Below are 19,440 nucleotides of genomic sequence, written 5' to 3' on the forward strand. Positions count from 1 at the left end.
CACCAGGGCTTCCTGTGGGTTGCTCCGTATGTGTAGAAATCAAGCCGTTTCATGGACTCTCGTCACGCAGATGCTGCAGGAAAGCGGCCAAATACCAATCGGGTCAACCGGGGCCTTCGCCCACCCGCCATCACCAAACAATCGGCTTGCTCCGGCCATGTGACACGTAATGTTCTCGCTTTGCAGAAGCGATGCATGCAACACGCCCGCCAATCGTGACGGTCTCGCTCAATTGCGGAACGAACACTGAAAGAAGCAATCCGAGCTCGGCCTGGCCTTCAAATGGGAAATTTGTCTCCCTCCACGGAACCGATTTGACTTGTCGGTGTCCAGAAGACAGAGCCGAATCGTTAGTCGCCTGTTGTCGATAGCGGGAAGAACAGGTATGAAGGGTAATAAGACGGTGACTAGACATGGTGCCTTGCTTGCGACCGTTGATCAAAACGAAGAATGGGTGAGAGCAAGGGCCAGAGAACTGGATATTGAAAATGAAATGGATATTGCCTGGGCACTCTGCAGAATAATGACTCACTTTCAGCAGTTGTATGATTTTGCTGGGATCTCCTCGAATAACATCTACTGGGAAACCACGGAATTTCCAGTCAGAATGCTCTGGGTCCCCTTCGGCAAAACGTACGTCACTGTCATCAACCCAAAGTACGAAAAGCTCGCCGGGCAGTCTGTCAACAGCACTGAAAGATGTGGTTCAATTCCGAATTTCTCCTGTGTTGTCAAACGAAAGACTTATGTAGTGATTTCCGGGTACAACATGGATGGAAAGCACATTGAGCTTGAATATGGCAGCAGAAGGGGCGATGGGCCCAATTGTGATTCATGGATTATTCAGCATGAAATGGATCATCTGGACGGTGTGCTGATAAAGGATAAAGCCATTTTTTAAGCGATGCACTTGAGCAAACCAGGCGCTGTGTTCCAGAGATCGCAAGTCAAGGATCGCACGTCAACGATCGCATGCAGGAGAGCTGTGGACTGGTCCTGAAATTGGAAACGCATATCTTACGATCTGCAGATGTGGGGCGTAATCCGGCTTGAACTGCATCACTGCCTTGAGAGTGATTTGCAAGCCTCCGTGGACCGAAACAAGTGTCAGATAACCACAGCTGCCCGAGCACCTCCCGTCCAGCCCGCAGGTGAGGTGATAAAAGAAACGGATAGCCGCCGATCTTGATTTTCAGTCCCCGGTGCAGTGCGTTGTTCATGCCTCATCCAGAGCCTGTCGTCTTTGCCCTGTTCTTCGGTGAGCTTTGATGGATCGCTGTCGTTTAAGAATTTGCTGAGCATCCGCACGGCCCACAACATAGGCTTGCCGAGTTCGGATCAGGCCTTCCGGCCAGCAGCAGATCCGACACCATTCGTTCGCTCCAGTTGGAAGAGTTCGTCGCGTGTCCTTTCGAGCAGGAAATCGAAGTTGCCAAAAGAACCGTGCTACTCACACTTCACGTGATGACGCCACATACTTCTACCGCTACAATCAACCCGGCCACAAATCAGCTTCCTAGAACAATCGCATGCAGCAGGGTTGCAGTGGTTCGGTTTTTAACGTTGGAAAATCGTCTCCCGTAACCTGCTGATGTGGGACGTTACGCGACCAGACAATGAACAGATGGGGACTCCCTACCGAAATGGAGTGTGCAATCCGCGACCGCGATCAGACTTGCGTTTACTGCGGGATTGCATTCCTCGACTCGGACGCGAATCATGGTTCGCGAAAACGTGTCGCGACATGGGAGCACATCGTAAATGACGCTACCATCATTACGCTGGAGAACATCGCATTGTGTTGCAATTCATGCAACGCAAGCAAGGGAGCAAAAGACTTGGTGGTCTGGCTTTGCTCTGACTACTGCCAACGTAAGGGCATAACCGCAGACTCCGTTGCGAGCGTTGTTCAGGCACACTTGGTCTGGCATGAGCCCAAACTTGCAATTCGTGGCTGAAGTTTTGACAATGGATCAGAAACGTAACCAATCCGTGCACGCGGAGCACGGCTTGCAGGTTTCACAAATGAAAATTCGTCTCTCCGTGCTCGGTGAGGGCTGTCGTTTCGGCTAAATCGTTTTTCCCTCACACCTGAAAACAACTTGGCTAGTTATGGCACCCAAATCTCTAGCTGAAGAAAGACTCGGATTTCGGGTCCCGCGCACGGTTTTGGAGTTCTTCGCGGAGCATGCAGAGTCGCTATCGTCGATCAGATGCACGCGAGAGACTGGAGCCGGTATTTGCTTAGCGGAAGAAGATGTCTGCGATATCCACGAGTCAGCCATCGAGGCTTCTTTGTGTGTTGAGGCTGCTCCACCGACTTGGCTCAAAAAGTATATTGCGATAGGTGCTGATGGGGGTGGTGGATACTATTTCGTCAAGAAAACTGGTTCCCTGCGAGTATGGATGCTTGATTCCGACTGGTACGGGCAACCAAAACTAGTTGCCACATCACTGCGCGGTTTTGCAAGACAATTGCTCCGTGGGGATTTTCCTTGCCGCAATCTCCAATGGTGGCGATTTTGGGTAGAGTAGGCGGTCGCCCACTTGCTTTTGGTGATTTGGAAGTCCTGCAAATTTGCCGACCGCCCAGCGGCAGGTGACGGTTTTCTGTCTGCGGCTTTGGTGAGTCAGCGGTGTGATTCTTGTGGCGGCCTGCAGAGCTTCTGCGCTGGCGAATCGACTTCGGTCATCACCAGACGCCGCGATGATTCGGCAATGCGAGGCATTCAAGCCTGTTTGCAGGCGGTACAGTCCGGAGTGCTTTCAGACGCTGCCTTTATTCTGCATCGTCGTGCTGGCGGTCGCGTTTTGTCTGTTCCCACTGTTCGGGTGTGTACAGGACTTCGCGAGCTTGTGCTCCGTTGTAGTCTCCCACGATACCGTCTTCGGCCATGTAGTCGATCATTCGAGCCGCTCGGCCGTAGCCGACTCCAAGAGCTCGCTGAAGCAAAGACACGCTTCCGCGTCCTTCTCGAATGACAACGTCGATGGCATCGTCGTAGAGATCATCATGGTGGCGGGCTGCTGTATCACCACCGCCTGAACCAGAAGACCCGGCTCCGGCCGACGTCAGCTGTGCTAGTTCGGCACTGTACTCCGGTTCCATATCGCCGTAGAAGTCGATGACAGAGTTGATTTCTTCGTCGCTGACATACGTGCCCTGAGCGCGAGTCAGACTACTGGTGCCCGGTGCCAGATAGAGCATGTCTCCACTGCCCAGCAGTCGTTCTGCACCACCTTCGTCCAGAACGACGCGACTGTCCATTCGGCTTGCCACCTGGAACGAAATTCGGGCCGGCAGATTCGATTTGATCAGTCCTGTGATGACATCGACCGTTGGTTTTTGCGTTGCCAGTACAAGATGGATTCCGACCGCGCGCGATTTTTGAGCCAGTCGAATGATGTGCGCTTCGACGTCCTTCCCGGACGTCATCATCAGGTCGGCCATTTCGTCTGCCACGATCACGATGTAAGGCATCTTTTCGGGGATGCTTTCTGCATCGTCGTCGTAGGGATTCACTCCAAGACGTTCGAGCACTTTGGGTTTGCCGAGCTTGTTGTAGCTGTCCAGGTGTCGTACACCGACTCGTGCGAGAAGATCGTAACGCTCTTCCATCTTATCGACCGCCCATGCGAGGACGGCTTCGGCCTTCTTCATGTCCGTGATAACGGGATGCATCAGGTGAGGGATGCGTTTGTAGGGGCTGAGCTCTACCATCTTCGGGTCGATCATCAGCATTCGCACCTCGTCCGGGGTGCGAGTCATCAGGATCGAGAGGATCAGGGTATTCAGGCACACGCTCTTCCCGGTTCCGGTTCGTCCGGCGATCAGCAGGTGTGGCATTCGGCACATGTCCACAGTGAGTGGCCGGCCGCTGACATCTTTGCCAAGAAAGAGCGGAATGGACATGTCGTCACGGCTTGCGCGAGAGATTTGCAGAAGTTCCCGCAGACGAACCATGACCTGTTTGTCGTTGGGAACTTCGACGCCCACGGTATTTTTGCCCGGAATCGGGGCGACAACACGTACCGATGGAACTCGCAGTGCGATGGCAAGATCATCTTCAAGGGCGGTCACTTTATTCAGACGCAGGCCGGCTTCCAGTTCCAGTTCGAACTGGGTCACGACAGGACCGGTGTCGATTTCGGATACTCGAATGTTGAGACCGAATTCTTCGAAGGTCTTTTCCAGGGTTGCTGCTGCGATGCGTGCTTTTCTTGCGAGCAGTTCGTAAGGAAAGTCTTCTGGTAACTCCAGCATTTCGGGATCAGGGAGTTCGTAGCGTCGTTGTTCGTTCTCGTCAACGTGATCGTCGGCCCCGTGAATGGTCAGGGCCGCGGGCTTATTGACGCGGATTGAGTTTTCGTCTTCCGGCTCAGAATCCTGATCGACCACGATGGGTTGATGGACCGGAATATCAGGCAGATCTTCCTCGCTGACGGCTTCTTCGGTTTTGGTCAATCGCGGACGCAGTGGTGCCGGCGATTTCTCACGCTTCGTCTGCCATGACTTCAAGTGGTCGCGCAGCGCATTTGCTCCGTTGAAGGCCGTCAGCACGGGCGCTGCCGCCAGCTGAAATCCAGGGCGAGTCAGATCTGAAAGTGGTGTGAGTAGCCAGCCTGCGATGAAGACGCTTCCGGCCAGCAGCATGACTCCGGTCGGGGAGAACTGCTCCGTTAACAGGATGCCTGTCCATGCCCCGATTTTTCCGCCGCTTCCGTAGGCTGATCCTGAGGAGAATCCGGGAATCAGGAGGTGCAGCATCGAACACGCACCAATTACCAGCAGCACGATGCCCAGAACGGTGATAAACGTTCTGCGCGATGGTTCGCGCGAGAAGAGTTTCAGATCCCATGAAATCAGAGACGCCAGAGCGATCCAGATCCCGAGTCCCATGGCCTGTCGAGCATGAAAAGCGAGCGTCGCGCCCGGCTTTCCGCACAGGTTTGTCGGGACCTGCCGTTGAGGAAACACCATGCTGGAAGGGGGATCTGCGTAGTCGTAGCTGACGAAACTCAAGCCGACGAAGACGACGAGGGCCAGAAGCCCCAGTGCCAGCAGATCGGTTTTGAGTCGTTCGAGATCCATCAGTCAGTTCGTTCTTCGCAAGATGGCGGCAGCCGCTGCAGAGGTAAAGGGTTGAGCGTCCGGCGAATCGTCAGCGCGCCAGTTCGCCTTCCATTATTGAGGGTAACATCAGAACTTTCGGGGACTGTGGAAAAATGGCATCAATTGACTCACGCCGACAACAAACGCAACGGGATTGAGGTCTGGGACGATCAGCGAAGGCGGGGCGAAGATCCGCCTGTGTCGACGGTTCGAAAGAAGCGGTCACAACGAGGGTTGTTCGTGACGCTGGCAGAAATGTTGCGAAGGGAGGACTTGACACTGAAGTCCCGCGGCAGTCGCGAAGGGACCTGGTGATCGGGTTTATCGAAATCGATCAATTCTGTTTTGCTGCTGCATCCACTAGCATTTCCGGCGGTTGATTGTACCGGTCCTGAATGTCGTGACTTTTGTCTGGCCTGAAGAGGTTATTCGCAGAATATCGGGCTGAACCTTCAATGCGGTATTCCGGTGCGAGGACAATCTTTGCTGGGCCAGTATTCGGATTGCTGCCGTCGCATTGCTGTTGCCAGATTCGACGATGACCGTTTCGGGAGTACGTGAAAATGAAATTGGGATTTGTGAGTGCGATTCTGCCGGACTTGTCATTCGAACATGTCCTTCAGAAAGCATCGGAGATCGGGTACGACTGCGTCGAAGTTTGCTGCTGGCCCGTTGGGAAAGCAGAACGTCGGTATGCCGGCGTCACTCATGTTGACGTCGCTGATATCTCTCAGGAAATGATTCGAGCGATCCAGCATCTGACGGATTCTTCTGGTGTTCGGATCAGCGGACTGGGGTATTATCCAAACCCTTTAAGTCCGAATCATGAAGAAGCCAATGCTGCCGTTAAGCATCTGGAGACAGTGATTCGGGCATCGGCGGCATTGAATATCGGGCGAGTGAATACATTTATCGGGCGAGACTGGACGAAGTCGGTCGACGAGAACTGGAGCCGGTTCCTTCAGACCTGGCGGCCGTTGATTCAGCTTGCCGAAGAAAACGATGTGCGCATCGGTATCGAAAACTGTCCCATGCTGTTCACTGCAGATGAATGGCCGGGAGGAAAGAATCTGGCGATATCCCCTGATATCTGGACGCGAATGTTCAGCGACATTCCTTCGGATCATTTCGGCCTGAATTATGATCCATCGCACATGATCTGGCAGCAGATGGATTACATTGCGCCGATTCGGAATTTCAGCGACAAACTTTTCCATGTGCACGCGAAAGATGTTCGTCTTGATCGGCATCGACTGGATCAGGCAGGCATTCTGGCCCATCCAAATTCTTACCATACCCCCAAGTTGCCTGGCATGGGTGATGTCGATTGGGGCAAATTCTTTTCTGCTCTCACGGACACCGGATACCAGGGGCCGGTCTGCGTTGAAGTTGAGGATCGGGCGTACGAAGGCAGCCTGGATGCACGCTGTGCATCGCTCGTTCAGAGTCACACCTTTCTTCGCAATTTCGTGCCGCGTCACTGACCTTCCATGGTCGAATGAAACTGAGTGCCCCGAGATCGCTGTTTTTGTTTATATGTCGCCAACGAAAATTTCTTCATGAATACTGTCATTACAGGGTTCGAAACGTTCGATCTTCGATTTCCCACGTCGCAACATCTGGACGGCTCTGATGCGATGAATCCGGACCCCGACTACTCTGCCGCCTACGTCGTGCTGAGGACAAATTCCGGGGAACTGAACGGTTATGGGATGACGTTTACGATTGGCCGCGGCAACGAACTTTGCGTGGCCGGCATTCGTTCGCTGGCCGCCCTTCTGGTGGGGACGAGTGTTGAAAAGTTAATGGCGGATCCCGTCGTGATTTATCGACAACTGACCGGCGACAGTCAGCTGCGCTGGGTTGGGCCTGAGAAAGGTGTGATTCATCTGGCGGCTGCTGCCGTTATCAATGCGGTTTGGGATTTGTGGTCGCGAATGAAGGGCGTTCCCGTCTGGCAGTATGTGTGTGAAATGCCTTCGGAGCAATTCGTCGCAAGCATCGACTGGCGATACCTGTCAGACGCACTGACTCCCGCGCAGGGACTGGAATTGCTTCGTCGACATGAATCGACACGTGCGTCAAGAATCGCGGAGCTGCTCGATTCCGGGTATCCAAGTTATACAACCTCAGCTGGCTGGCTTGGCTATTCGGACGACTCTCTTCGGAGTAAGTGTGATGATCTGAAACGGCGAGGATGGTCTCACTTCAAGATTAAGGTGGGGAGAGATCTGGACGATGACATTCGGAGGTGTCGGGTTTTGCGCAGTGAGATGGGTGATCATGCACGAATGATGATCGATGCTAATCAGGTCTGGGACGTTCCTCAGGCCATTGAGTGGGTGCGGCATCTGGCGGAGTTCAATCCGTGGTTTGTGGAAGAACCAACTTCGCCGGATGACATTCTTGGTCACAAAGCGATTGCGGAAGGGATCGCACCGATCCGCGTGGCGACCGGAGAGATGTGTCATAACCGAGTCATGTTCAAGCAATTCATACAGTGCGGAGCGATGCAGGTCTGCCAGTTGGACAGCTGTCGACTTGGTGGTGTCAATGAAGTACTCGCCGTATTGTTGCTGGCGGAACGTTTTCGGGTACCTGTCTGCCCGCATGCAGGCGGAGTCGGACTTTGTGAATACGTCCAGCACCTCAGCATGATAGATTATGTTTGTGTGTCGGCATCGATGGACGACCGGGTGACGGAATATTCCGATCATCTTCACGAGCATGTTTGCGATCCGGTCAGCATGAAGAACGGTCGATACATGCCGCCTTCTGCACCGGGATACAGTGTGCAGTTCACAGAGGCAGCGATTCAGGAATTTGTCTTCTGAGTTTGTGACGTTTGAATTCCCCGGAAAACAGAATCACCAGAGATCGTCCTATGAATCTGCGAATCTTATCCCGCGGAAAGCCTGCCACTGTCTCAGTTGTTCTTGTCGCGTTGCTTTTGATTGCCGACAGGGGGCGATCGCAGGATCTTCCACCGACGCCCACACCACAAACCCCGACGCCGACGATGCCGACGCCACCGACAACGGCAGAGGAAGCGACTCAGGTTGAGGTATCGGACGCACCGAAGGAACTAACGATCCCTGAATTGTCCAGGCGAATCAATCGGTCGCTTGTCATCGTCAAGGCGACAGGTCGCGACGGAAGCATGCAGGGGCACGGAACAGGATTTGAGATCTCCCCCGACGGACTTATTGCCACAGCACGCCACGTCATTGGGGATGGACGACAGGTTGCAGTTGTGATGCCGAACGGTCAGACCGCCAAGGCGACTCACGTTTACGGCGTCCACGAATCGATTGACGTCGCGATCATCAAAGTTGACGGAAAGGAAATGGACGCCCTACCCCTGTGTCAGGAGGATGCCATTGAAACGGGTGCATCTGTGGTTGCTGTGGGCCATCCCGGCAACCGGACCAATACAACGGTGAGCGGCATTATCGCAGGGACCCAGGATATTGATGGCATTCGGCTGCTGGAACTTGCAATGCCCATTGAACCCGGCAGCAGCGGCGAGCCGGTTGTCAATCGCGCTGGCGAAGTGGTCGGAGTTGTCGTGATGAAGTCCACGCTGGAAAGAAGTCTCGGCTATGCGGTGCCGGTTCGACATTTGCGAGACCTGCTTGCAGAGCCAACGCCCATTCCAATGAAACGCTGGATTACGATTGGTGCGCTGGATCCCAAACGATGGCAGATTGTTTTCGACGCAGCGTGGAGTCAGCGCGCGGGGCGGATCAAAGTCGATGGGCCCGGTAATTCATTTGGCGGCCGATCACTTTGCCTGCAGACGTCGAATCCTCCCCCCGTTCCGTTTGATGTTCAGGTTGAAGTCAAGCTCGCTGACGAAGCCGGAGCTGCTGGCCTGGTGTTTCATTCGGATGGAGGAGATCGCCACTATGGCTACTATCCCAGCGACGGAAATATACGGTTGACTCGCTTTGATGGCCCGGATGTTTATTCGTGGAACATTCTGCACAACGAACCGCACGATGCTTATCGCCCCGGGGAATGGAACACATTTCGCGTTCGAGTCGAAGAAGGTCGAATGATCTGCTGGTTAAACCAGCAATTGGTCCTCGAATCGCAGGACAATGGCCTCACATCTGGTCGAGTTGGCCTGGCGACATTCCGCGGGACAATTGCTGAATTCAGGCGATTCAAGGTGGCATCGGATCTCCCCTCAGGTTTCCCCGATGAAAATGGAACTGCCACCATCGAAGAGGTGGTCGGTCGACTTTCGATGAATCGGCCACCGGAAGCGAAGGATGTTGAACAACTGCAGGAAATACAGGGCTATGCCTCTTTGTTGCAGGCTCGGGCGAAACGTCTGGAGAAACAGGCAGAGCGTGTTCGTGAGCTGGCGAAAGAGGTCCATGCATCCGTCGTACGTGATGCACTTCTGCAGACACTGAATCCGGTCAATGATTCCGCGCCGGATTTGATGAAAGCCGCATTGCTTATTGCTGTGCTTGATAACGAAGAGGTCGACCCTGCCCCGTACATCGATCGGTTGGATCAGCTGGCAGACGAAGTCAGAGGCACATTACCCGAGAAAGCAACTCAGACACAGACCTTGCAGGCAATGGACAGGATTCTGTTTGAGGAGTACGCCTTTCGGGGCAGTAAACGTGACTACTACACTGCCTCAAACAGCTACCTCAACGAAGTCATCGATGATCGGGAAGGTCTCCCGATTACACTTTCCGTTCTCTACATGGAATTGGCCCGAAGGCTGGATTTGGCAGTCGCAGGTGTCGCCCTGCCGGGGCATTTTGTCGTGCGATTCGAACCCACGGACGGGTCCTCAGAAAACCAAATCATCGATGTGTTTGACCGGGGGCGGCGGCTCACGCGGCCGGAGGCAGAAAAGATCATCACGTCCCGTGGACTGCCACTGGAGCCGGAATATTTTGCGTCCAGGACCCCCACGGAAATCATCGTTCGAATGCTGCACAATCTGCTGAATCTGGCAGAAGCAGATCGAAACAATTCAGACGTGCTCAGGTATCTCGAAACTCTCGTTCTGCTTGATCCTGGTGACCTGGAATCTCGAGTGAAACGGCTGGAAATCAGAGCTCGCACAGGTCGCATCACTGAAGCAATCGAAGATATCGACTGGCTGATTGAACAACCAATTCCCTCGCTTAACAAGGATGGGCTGTATCAGTATCGCGCCCAGCTACAACAGCGATTGCCGACTCCCTGATGCCAGCCCGGGCCGGGATTTGACAGGGGCGTTCTTGCGGCTGAATTCAATGCGTATTTCAGTCAGTCCCGCTGGCCATGGTTTTGCGGGAGTCACCGGGAATTTCAAGTGTCTCACGACTCCCGTTTCAACAGTGTTGTCGTACTCAGGTGTGCAGGTCCATGTGCCGCAAGGCCAGTGAATCATCGGACGAACGGATTGCCGCCTGGTGTTCCTGTGGCAGATTCAAACCAGAGCAGAACGAGTTCTAGATTTCCGCCCGGACATCGCAGTTTGACACTCGCTGACACTCTTTCCGCGGCAGCAGTTTTTCTTTGATACTCTGGACAATGGCCAGTGAGTAGCGTCCGGGAATCAGATCGACTTTCGTCGCATGAATCGCATGATTCTGCTCGTCATAGAATTCACCGGTGTTTCGCAGAGCAAAGCGGATTTCGGGCCAGTCTGACAGAAAGTCCGTCATGGCCCGACCTTCTGAAGTTCGGTTGCGTCCGCTGTTTTGATTCAGGTGGAGAACAACAGAGCAGTCATTATCCAGAACAATCAGATCTGACGTCGAACGCAGGCGTTCTCGCATTTCATTTTCAATCAGTCGATCGAGTGAGGTTTCGATGCGGACAAAGCCAAACAGATGCTCCGATTTCTGGTCGAACACTGGCACTCCTGCGGACAACATGCTGACTTTTTGTTGCCGTTTGGGTGGCGTTGTCGGCCCACTGGCGCAATCGTTTGACAGTGCAACGTGGACTTCAAACGGATTCAGATTGAGTGCGGTCTGCATACAATCCGTGAGAGGCCCTGATCCAAGGCGGCTGCCTGGAATAGCACGCACGGTACTGAAGTCAGACGCAAGGCGTTCCACACGAACCAGTTCCCGCCATTCTTCTTCCTGAACCTGACAGAATGAAACGGAAGCAAAATCAGTGTTCGCGTGCAGAAGACCCTGAAAGATCTGGGATAATCGTTCACGCCACGCCTGCATTCCGGATGCTGAGCCGGCAACCAGCGCGTCGATCATTTCCTGAATGGGTGGTATGCCCGCCATGAAGCGTACATTTCGCTCCAGATCCCGAACTGTCGACTGCAGGCTCGTCTTCAGTTCTCGACCTTCACTTCGGGCATTGCTGTATTGTTCTCGCTGTTCGCTTCTTCCGGCCACCCAGCGCTGCACTGCTTCAGCCAGTTCCAGTGCCGACTGATACCGTGAATGCGGATGCTGCTCCATCGCTCGCATACAGATTGTTTCCAGACCAGCAGGCACGGCAGGCCGAACAGATTCGGGTGAGGGACTTGGCTGAGTTGGTATCTGTTTCAGCATTTCCTGAATGCCGATGTGTTTTCCATCCGCCTGAGTCACCGCCTGGTGAGGGGCCTGACCGGTCAGCATGGCAAAAAGGATTGCACCCAGTCCGTAGACGTCCGTCCGTTCGTCGATACGGTCCTGATCGCCCATGGCCTGTTCCGGGGCCATGTAAAGTGGCGTCCCAATCACTTCTCCCGCCAGGGTCCGACCGAAGTCATGGTCCTGACTGATCGGGATCAGCGGAGCCCCCATGGAGGTTTCAAAATCCGAAGAAACGCGTGCCAGTCCCCAATCCAGAACAATCACCTGACCAAAACTATCCAGAGCAACGTTTTCCGGTTTCAGGTCACGATGAATCACGCCTCGACTGTGGGCGTATGCAATCGCCTGGCAGGCGGAGATGAACGTCGTCAGCAGGTAGTGCTGGTCCATCGAAACGTCTTTTCCCGCAGCAAGACGCTGGTGGTATTCCTCGATCGCGTTCACGAGGGTCCGTTTACCGACGAACCGCATCGCGTAGAATGGCTGACCGGTACGGGTATCTGTTCCGAACTGGTAGAGCGGAACGACGCTGGGGTGTTCCAGGTGTCCGGTGATCTGGGCTTCCCGGTGAAATCGTTGCCAGGCCCGAGGGTTTTCCGCAGCTTCGGCGTTCATCTCCTTCACAGCAACCACTCGACGGAGCTGTTCGTCCCGTGCCAGCCAAACTGTTCCCAAACCACCTTCTCCCAGCTGTCTTATGAACTCGAAGCTGGAAGTCATGATTCGGCTGGATGGAGGAGGTGCTTCGACTTCCGGCAACGTCCTTCCATCGTAGCCGACAGTACGAACCAGACTGGCGCCGGTGCTGGTATTTCCGGTTCGGCTGCGTTTCATTTGTTCAAGTGCCATCGAACGCTTCATACGAATTCTGGCGTCCGATGAAAGTCCTGGCAGAACGGAACTGGCTTCGTCGCTGCCTGATTTTCTGCCGATGTCAGAAACTGAATCCTGTATCAAACTCGAAAGGCGTGCGAAGTTGCGCAGTTGTTCACTGCGTTCGACTCCGGCGACCAGCCGCCCTGACTGATCTACCGACAATTCGCCGGACAACGACCGCGAAATCAGATCTGAAATCTCACGATCACTTCCCATGATCACTTACCTCCGCACCAGCGTTTAAAGCTTGTTTATTTTCTGATTGCGAGTCCGCAGAATCGTCAAACCACCTTGCACCGACGCATCGTGCAAGGGCGAGCCTTGCGCGATGCATCCGCACCCAGAGGTTGGACGGCGTGATATCCAGTTCACGGCAGATCTGTTCAGATTCCATGTTTTCCATGACACTTAAGACAAACACGTCAGCCTGACCGGCTGGCATATGATTCAGGCAGTTCCTGACCACTTCCCACAGTTCTTTTTGTTCAACTTTTTGATCAGGTAAATCGAAAGCCATCGCTCCGGCTTTCCAGTTACCCTTTCCATCGAACAATTGCTGAGTGGGATCGCTTCCATCGTCAGCAACTCCATCGCGATTAAACCGGGCCCGCATGCGGACATGGTCGATGAGCTTGCGTTTCAGAATTCCCAGCAGCCAGGCCCGTTCCGTCCCACGCCCGTTATAGCGGTCCTGAAAGCGAATTCCCGCAAGAAAAGTTTCCTGCACAACTTCTTCTGATGCATTTGTGTCTCTCAGCCGTGCGAACGCATAGCGGTAGAGGTAGTCGCCATGAAGATCCACCCACTGGTCGGGATCGATCAACAGACTCGCACCGGACCCATGAACGGAATCACTGGACGTACCGTCCTCCTGGATCGCATCGCGATCATTGTCGGATTTAGACTGCTCCCGCACTGCTGACCTCCGCCCGCCACCACGAGCAACAAATCACGAGCTTCACAGCTCGCCTCCTAATCTGTAGCCGTCGATGATTTCAAAGAGTGAACGGCGGCAGTTTAGCAGTCGCGGGGGTGACTTCCCAAGTGTATGGACCGATGGACAACAGGATGGAACCAGAGAATCGATCGTTACGATTCTCAGACTAAAGCTGTGCCGGATTCCTTACGCGACTTTTGAGATTTTGCGTGGCCTGCAGAACCGGCATCGATACTGAGAAGGCCACTGCCCGTTTTTCCGCCATCCGACGGCCGAAGCCAGGTTTGCCGGGAGATTTACCGGGAAACAGGTTCAATTGGCCCTTCAGCCTCGAAACAGCACGCCGGTTGGGTTCCCCGAGATTTCTGGCACCCTGAATCCGTTCTTGCAGCCGTCGCCCATGGTGGTCCAGCAGAATAGACGGTTCTGCCTGAATGGGAATTGTGGAGGAACTCTGTACGACGGCAGGCTGGATCATGGGTTAGATTTTGTTTGGGCTGATTGGTCGTCCCTCTGGTACTGAATCAAAGAACTGGATTGAGACATGGAAACCGCTGAACAATTCCGTCTGCAAACTCAGGCCAACGCTGCATTTGAACAATCACAAAAGGAATTCGGGTGTTACGATGGCGTGGATTGTGATTCATTGATTGCGGTTCTGACTGTCGTCAGATCAGGTGATTCACTCAAAGCGATTCGCGACATTCGCAAGGTTGTGGATATTCCGTTAACGCGGGTCAAGCAGGCTTTGATGGATTGCTCTGAGCTCCACCGCGTGGATCTGGCCAAATGCGCAGGACTGACGGAACGTCACCGCGCGATGGTGATTCTGGAGCGAATGAAGAAAGCGATCGCGATGAATTCTGGAGCTGCCAGCATCAATTTGTCTTCCCCGGATGGAGACTTCCGCCGGACTGACTGCTCAGACAGTGAACTCAACTACCTCAGGATGAAGCTGATTAGCTGGATGTAACTTTGGCATGGCGAAATGAAGTGTGGTCCGGCATTTGGGCGGGAAATTTAATGGGACCGGAGCAGCCATTGCGGTATGGCTGAATCGTCCGGACGGACTCGAATTGATCCTTTGGCAACTGGCAACGTACGTCACTGCAGAAGTCGAGAACTGATTGCAGTCATTACGACATCCGGCGGTGTTTCCGGCAATGACGACGTGAGAATGCGAAGAGCCAGTCGTATCCGTTCAGTTCACATCACGGCCGGTGAGGATTCGCTCAATCTCGTCTGCCTGAGCAGCCACTTCAAGGACACTGCGGCGAATTTGTTCGGCCGCCACGGTGGCCCTGGGATAGGTATCGATCATGACGAAACAGGGTTGCCCGTTAATCTCGCGGATTGCAATGCCACCGTGATGTACGCTTGCGTTGAGCCTCAGGGCTTGTTCGAAGAAATCAGACCGCGCGTCGCAGCAGACGGAGTAGATCAGCAGCAAACGGTCTCCGGCTCCGTGCTCGCTATTCTCCACGTAGACAACCTGATGGCGATTGTTCCGCAGTGTGAGCCGGATTTGAAACTTGGCGTGCTCATCCTCGTGGCATTCGACCGAAGGCAGGTCATGAAAGGCTTCGTAGATTAGCGATTCCAGGTCGCGCACCGCTCCCATGACCGCTTGCAGTAGTTGTGAGGCGGCACCGCCATCGCGAGGACGTCGGTCAGGATCCGGCGCCAGCAGCAGTGAGACACATTCGGCGATGTCGAGTGGAATATCAGGATTCCGACGTCGCACACTGATGCAGTTTCCGGCGAGAATTGCATTCATGACCTCCGAGATCGATTCACCCTGAAAGGGGTAGCAGCCGGTGAGCATCTGGTAATAGCACACGCCCAGGGCGAACACATCGCTGCTGGTCGTTGCCGGCTTGCCTTCGAATAATTCCGGAGCCATGTAGTACGGTGTGCCTGCAAGGTTATTTGTCGGAAGGTCATCTCCAACAATTCGTTTTGCCAGGCCAAAATCTGCAATCTTTGGAACGCTGGCCGGCGTCACAATGACGTTGTCCGGCTTCAGGTCACGGTGGATAATTCCCATTCGGTGCGCTGCAGCAAGTCCACTGGCAATTCCGACGGCCATGGCTGTCGAGCGAATCGGTCCCAGTGCGCCGTAGCTGTCAATTTCCTGCTGCAGGGACGTCCCCGCGACATATTCCATCTCCAGGAAGTGCATGTCCTCCCATCGACCAATTGCGTGTGTCGTGACAATGTTGCCATGGACAAGTGCCGCAGCGGCTCTGGCTTCATTTTCAAATCGTGCGATATAGTCGAATTCGCTGGACACTCGTTTCGGGGAGAGAACTTTCAGGGCGCAAAAGCGATGAAGCTGCTGATTGCGAGCAAGGTAGACGACGCCCATCCCGCCACGCCCCAGCATTCGTTCGCAGGTGTAAATGTGGATTTGCTGCCCATCCAGCAGATCATGGTCGAGCGTGATTTCGATCGGTTCGTCCGATGTTTTCCCATCATGGGTCAGCAATAGCGTTTCGGTCGCCGTTCCGTTGGGCGTATGGGTGGTGTTCAACCCGCAGCGAGGGCATTTCGCGGTCCGTGCGGAAAACACTTCGTTGCATGCGACGCAGTAGACTTTTGCCACGGGCGGTTCTTTTTGTTCATCAAACTGGAAACGGATGGGTCTCGCCGGATTCGTCAGAGCACGGTACCAGAAGGTTCATGACATTTCTGCCGGGGGCCTGTTCTGAAACTCGGATTCACTTCGAAATGCAATTCGTCCTCGGATCTGAATTCCTGGATCAATCAGCAGTTTGCGCGAGTCAAAATGCAATTGTCCAACAGCCGGTTGAAAAACGGGACTGGCCCGAGCAGGAGACCTGAAAACACGAAAGTTTACAGTCGCCCAGCGAGCCTGTCCCGATTTTTCAGCGACAGCTAACGCATTCCGGAAACCCGAACGCTGCCAGGGGATTTGCCCTGAAACTCTTCACTGCCGAGCGGTCGCTCCGTAATCCTGATTGAGACGGCACCGCAGACCGATGTGAACAGAAATCTCGTACGTTCGCCGAAGATCCGGGAAAGCTGAGCCTTTGTGGCATCATTTCGGCTGCTGACGATTACCGTTTCCGGCTGGAAAACCCGTTTCGTGTCAGAATTGTTTGAATTCAAGCTTCCGTGATGCGGGCTGATCAGCAGATCGCATTCCGGAAGTTCTGGACTGACTTGTTCGAATCCTCGCCCGTCCAGATCTCCCGGAAAGGCAATCCGATGACCTCTGTATTCTGCAACGGAAAGGAGGCTGAGCTCGTTGTCATTCAGTTCCTGTGAGAGCGCAGAATCGGCCCGAAAGAACGTAATCATGGTTTCGCCGAGTGTCATACGGTCGCCGCTCGCAACGATCGTGACAGGGATCCGGCGATCTTTGACGTCTTCCAGCAACTCCTGAACAGGGGCTGCATCGGAACGAATGAATTCGGTCGTTGTGATGAGTTGTCCGACAGGAATCATCTCCAGCAGTCCCGGCAGAGCGTTGTAGTGATCTGCATCTGCATGGGAGACGATCACCGCATCGACCATCCGATATCCCAGGTGCCACAGACAGTTGGCGATGGTTTCAGAAGTGCGATGCCCGCGATTCAAGGCCCCGGCATCCATCAGGATCACGTGATTCTCCGGAGTGATCACGATGGCGGCGTTTCCGTGCCCTACATTCAAAACGGTGCAGTGCAGTTCTCCGGAATGCATTGGCGGCGCAGATGCCAATCGAAATGCGATGACCACACAAACTAACTGAATGGTCAGCAAGCAGTATCGCCGTCTCGGGCGTCTTGTCAGAATCTGAAATGCCAGTATCCCGTAAAAGGTCGGACAAAACCATGCCGGTAGATCTGCAATTGTGACAGCTCCTGCGTCAAAGCCTGCCGCAAATGAAACGATCGATTGAAGTCCCTGAAGCAGTCTTCCGAACACGAATGCGGGCGGAATGGCCAGCCAGGGGAGCAGTAATCCTGACAGCAGAAAAAGAAAACCGGCAACCATTGTGAAAGCAGTCAGCGGAATCAGCAAAACGTTGATCAGCACTCCCGAAAGCGAAATGACATGGAATTGTGAAGCGACCATTGGCATCGAAAACAGTGTGACCGCCAGCATCTGTCGATATCGATAAGCCAGCCACAATCCTGCATTGCCGGCTCGTTCGCGAAACCATTCCTCCCAGGTGATTGCGTCAATGGGGACGCCCTGCTCTGTTTGTCGAGCGCCGCGGGCTGAGTCGACGCAGGCCAGTGCAGAAACTGCAAGAAATGAAAGCCAGGCTCCGGTATCGAAGATCAGTGCCGGATCAAAAACCGCAAGCAGGATGACCGTCACGGCAATCTGGTTTGACGTTCGCATTGGGCGACCAGTCAGTTGGCTGATCGTTGACAACAGCAGGAAGACCGTTGCTCGAAGAACTGAGGGCCGCAGGTCTGTGAGCAACGCGTACAGTAAGCAGCTGATTGCCGCAAGAATCAGGGCGTGGCTGTGTTGCACCAGCAGTACATGAAGCACGCGTCGAATAAACAGGAACAGAATTCCGGTATGAAGGCCGGAGATTGCGAGCAGGTGTAGTGTGCCGCTGAGGATGAACTGTCGTTCGGAGGATGCCTGCAGAAATCCTCGATTGCCGAGCAGCAGCGCTTCGGCCAGGGGGCGATGTTGTGGTGACAGGTGTTGAGAAATCAAACGGCTGGCCTCCTGCCTTGCCTGATTGAGTCTGCGGCGCGGATTCCACCACGAAAGTGAGTCCACCGGAATCATCGCATACGGATGCTGAACAAAAAGGATTCCCGAAAGCCTCTGTCGGAACAGAAAGTTCTCGTAGTTCATTTCTCCCGGGTTTGATGGAGGGAATACGGTCAGCAGCTTTCCAGTCAATTCGACGGTATCACCCCACCCAGCGCGGCTCAGCGCATTTCCGTCGACGATCACTCGAAATCGCGGTGGGCGAACTGATATTCCAGACGCGTTGCCATCGTCTGACAGCCCGGCGATCTCCTGCGATTGAAGAATAAACACCGTTTGAAGTGGCTTTTGTCCTTCTGTCGTCTGCCACGATTCTCTTTTTTCTCGAACTGAGGGGATGCTTGAAATCTGTCCGCGAACTCGAACTGTGACCCCCTCATCGCTGTGTGGTAAGAGTTCGGCTTGCGCACGAAGATGGACGTCTTGCCGTTGAAGCAGCAATGCTCCTGCCAGAAAGCTGCCGATGAACAGAATTCGATGCGTCCGGGCCTTCCCGAACCAGGACGCCACGAGAAGTCCGCAAAGCGTCAGCCAGAGTGCCCCGATCATCCCATGCGAAGTTGGCAGGATGCTGCCGAACCAGATACCGCCTGCCAGACAACAGGCGACGATAATCGGGACGCTCAACTTCACAACTAAGGCTCGCGCCGCCGGTTCTCGAGGATGGGTTGTAATTCATCTACGAAATCGTGAACGTCTTTGAATTCGCGGTAAACCGAGGCGAATCTGACAAACGCAACTTTGTCGAGGTCCCGTAACAGATTAAAGACGAGCTCACCAATCCGTCGGGAAGGGACTTCTCGCAGACCATCTTCGTAAATGGCTGCTTCGACATCACCAACAAGTTGATCGATTTGTTCTGCGCTGATGGGCCGCTTGTAGCATGCTTTTTCAACGCCCGCCCGGATTCGATCTTTATCGAATGCCACGCGTGAGCCGTCTTTCTTGATCACTTTGATCGGCGATTCCTCAATTCTTTCGTAGGTCGTGAATCGCCGTGCGCAGGAGAGGCATTCCCGTCGTCGACGAATCGAGAAATCCGCACTCGTGCGGGAATCGATGACTTTCGATTCGTCAAACATGCAAAATGGACATCGCATTGGGGCGGCCTGAAGGGAGAGAATTGCGGCTGACCAGGGCCAGTGAGGAATACCAATCGCTAATTCTATGCGATATCCAACTTGGAAACGCAAGAGCGCAGGCCG

11 protein-coding genes are annotated in these 19,440 nt (G+C 54.2%); 5 read left to right on the forward strand and 6 right to left on the reverse strand.

The genetic code is table 11. From position 1 onward, the window contains the following. Positions 1-385: 385 nt before the first annotated feature. The gene (locus tag R3C20_02805) at positions 386-901 is read left to right on the forward strand and encodes a peptide deformylase (protein ID MEZ6039408.1); all 516 of its coding nucleotides are present in this window, start codon (positions 386-388) and stop codon (positions 899-901) included. A gap of 1,878 nt (positions 902-2,779) precedes the next feature. Here the strand turns inward: R3C20_02805 and R3C20_02810 are convergent. After that, a complete protein-coding gene (locus tag R3C20_02810) occupies positions 2,780-5,092 on the reverse strand; it encodes a DNA translocase FtsK 4TM domain-containing protein (GenBank protein MEZ6039409.1) in 2,313 nt (770 codons plus the stop codon). Positions 5,093-5,676: 584 nt separating this feature from the next. On the opposite strand from R3C20_02810, the gene R3C20_02815 reads away from it, so the two are divergent. From R3C20_02815 to R3C20_02825, 3 genes are all read left to right on the forward strand, one after another. Next, positions 5,677-6,597, forward strand: coding sequence for a sugar phosphate isomerase/epimerase family protein (locus R3C20_02815; GenBank protein MEZ6039410.1), 921 nt, complete (start codon positions 5,677-5,679; stop codon positions 6,595-6,597). A 75-nt stretch (positions 6,598-6,672) separates the two neighbouring features. Then, complete coding sequence (locus R3C20_02820) at positions 6,673-7,947, forward strand: enolase C-terminal domain-like protein (GenBank protein MEZ6039411.1); 1,275 nt, start codon at positions 6,673-6,675, stop codon at positions 7,945-7,947. Between the two features lie 50 nt (positions 7,948-7,997). Next, the gene (locus R3C20_02825; GenBank protein MEZ6039412.1) at positions 7,998-10,331 is read left to right on the forward strand and encodes a transglutaminase family protein; all 2,334 of its coding nucleotides are present in this window, start codon (positions 7,998-8,000) and stop codon (positions 10,329-10,331) included. Positions 10,332-10,578: 247 nt separating this feature from the next. Here R3C20_02825 and R3C20_02830 read toward each other — a convergent pair whose 3' ends face one another. Together R3C20_02830 and R3C20_02835 are read right to left on the reverse strand one after the other, a co-directional pair. Further along, positions 10,579-12,768 carry a serine/threonine-protein kinase gene (locus tag R3C20_02830; GenBank protein ID MEZ6039413.1) on the reverse strand — a complete coding sequence of 730 codons (2,190 nt, stop codon included), beginning with the start codon at positions 12,766-12,768 and terminating at the stop codon, positions 10,579-10,581. Next, a complete protein-coding gene (locus R3C20_02835; GenBank protein ID MEZ6039414.1) occupies positions 12,758-13,468 on the reverse strand; it encodes a sigma-70 family RNA polymerase sigma factor in 711 nt (236 codons plus the stop codon). The genes R3C20_02830 and R3C20_02835 overlap by 11 nt, the downstream gene beginning before the upstream one ends. A 565-nt stretch (positions 13,469-14,033) precedes the next feature. Between R3C20_02835 and R3C20_02840 the strand changes: the two genes are divergently transcribed. Further along, positions 14,034-14,462 (forward strand): hypothetical protein, encoded by a 429-nt coding sequence (locus tag R3C20_02840; protein MEZ6039415.1) that lies wholly within the window; start codon positions 14,034-14,036, stop codon positions 14,460-14,462. A gap of 228 nt (positions 14,463-14,690) precedes the next feature. Here the strand turns inward: R3C20_02840 and R3C20_02845 are convergent, their stop codons facing one another. The 3 genes from R3C20_02845 to nrdR form a co-directional block, all read right to left on the reverse strand. After that, positions 14,691-16,094, reverse strand: a complete 1,404-nt coding sequence (locus R3C20_02845) for a serine/threonine-protein kinase (protein MEZ6039416.1) — start codon at positions 16,092-16,094, stop codon at positions 14,691-14,693. A gap of 293 nt (positions 16,095-16,387) precedes the next feature. Further along, entirely contained in the window at positions 16,388-18,868 is a 2,481-nt protein-coding gene (locus tag R3C20_02850) for a ComEC/Rec2 family competence protein (GenBank protein MEZ6039417.1), read from the reverse strand. Positions 18,869-18,870: 2 nt separating this feature from the next. Next, complete coding sequence (nrdR, locus tag R3C20_02855; GenBank protein ID MEZ6039418.1) at positions 18,871-19,335, reverse strand: transcriptional regulator NrdR; 465 nt, start codon at positions 19,333-19,335, stop codon at positions 18,871-18,873. Positions 19,336-19,440 lie beyond the last annotated feature (105 nt).

It is taken from the genome of Planctomycetaceae bacterium (assembly GCA_041398825.1).
Taxonomy (GTDB): domain Bacteria; phylum Planctomycetota; class Planctomycetia; order Planctomycetales; family Planctomycetaceae; genus F1-80-MAGs062.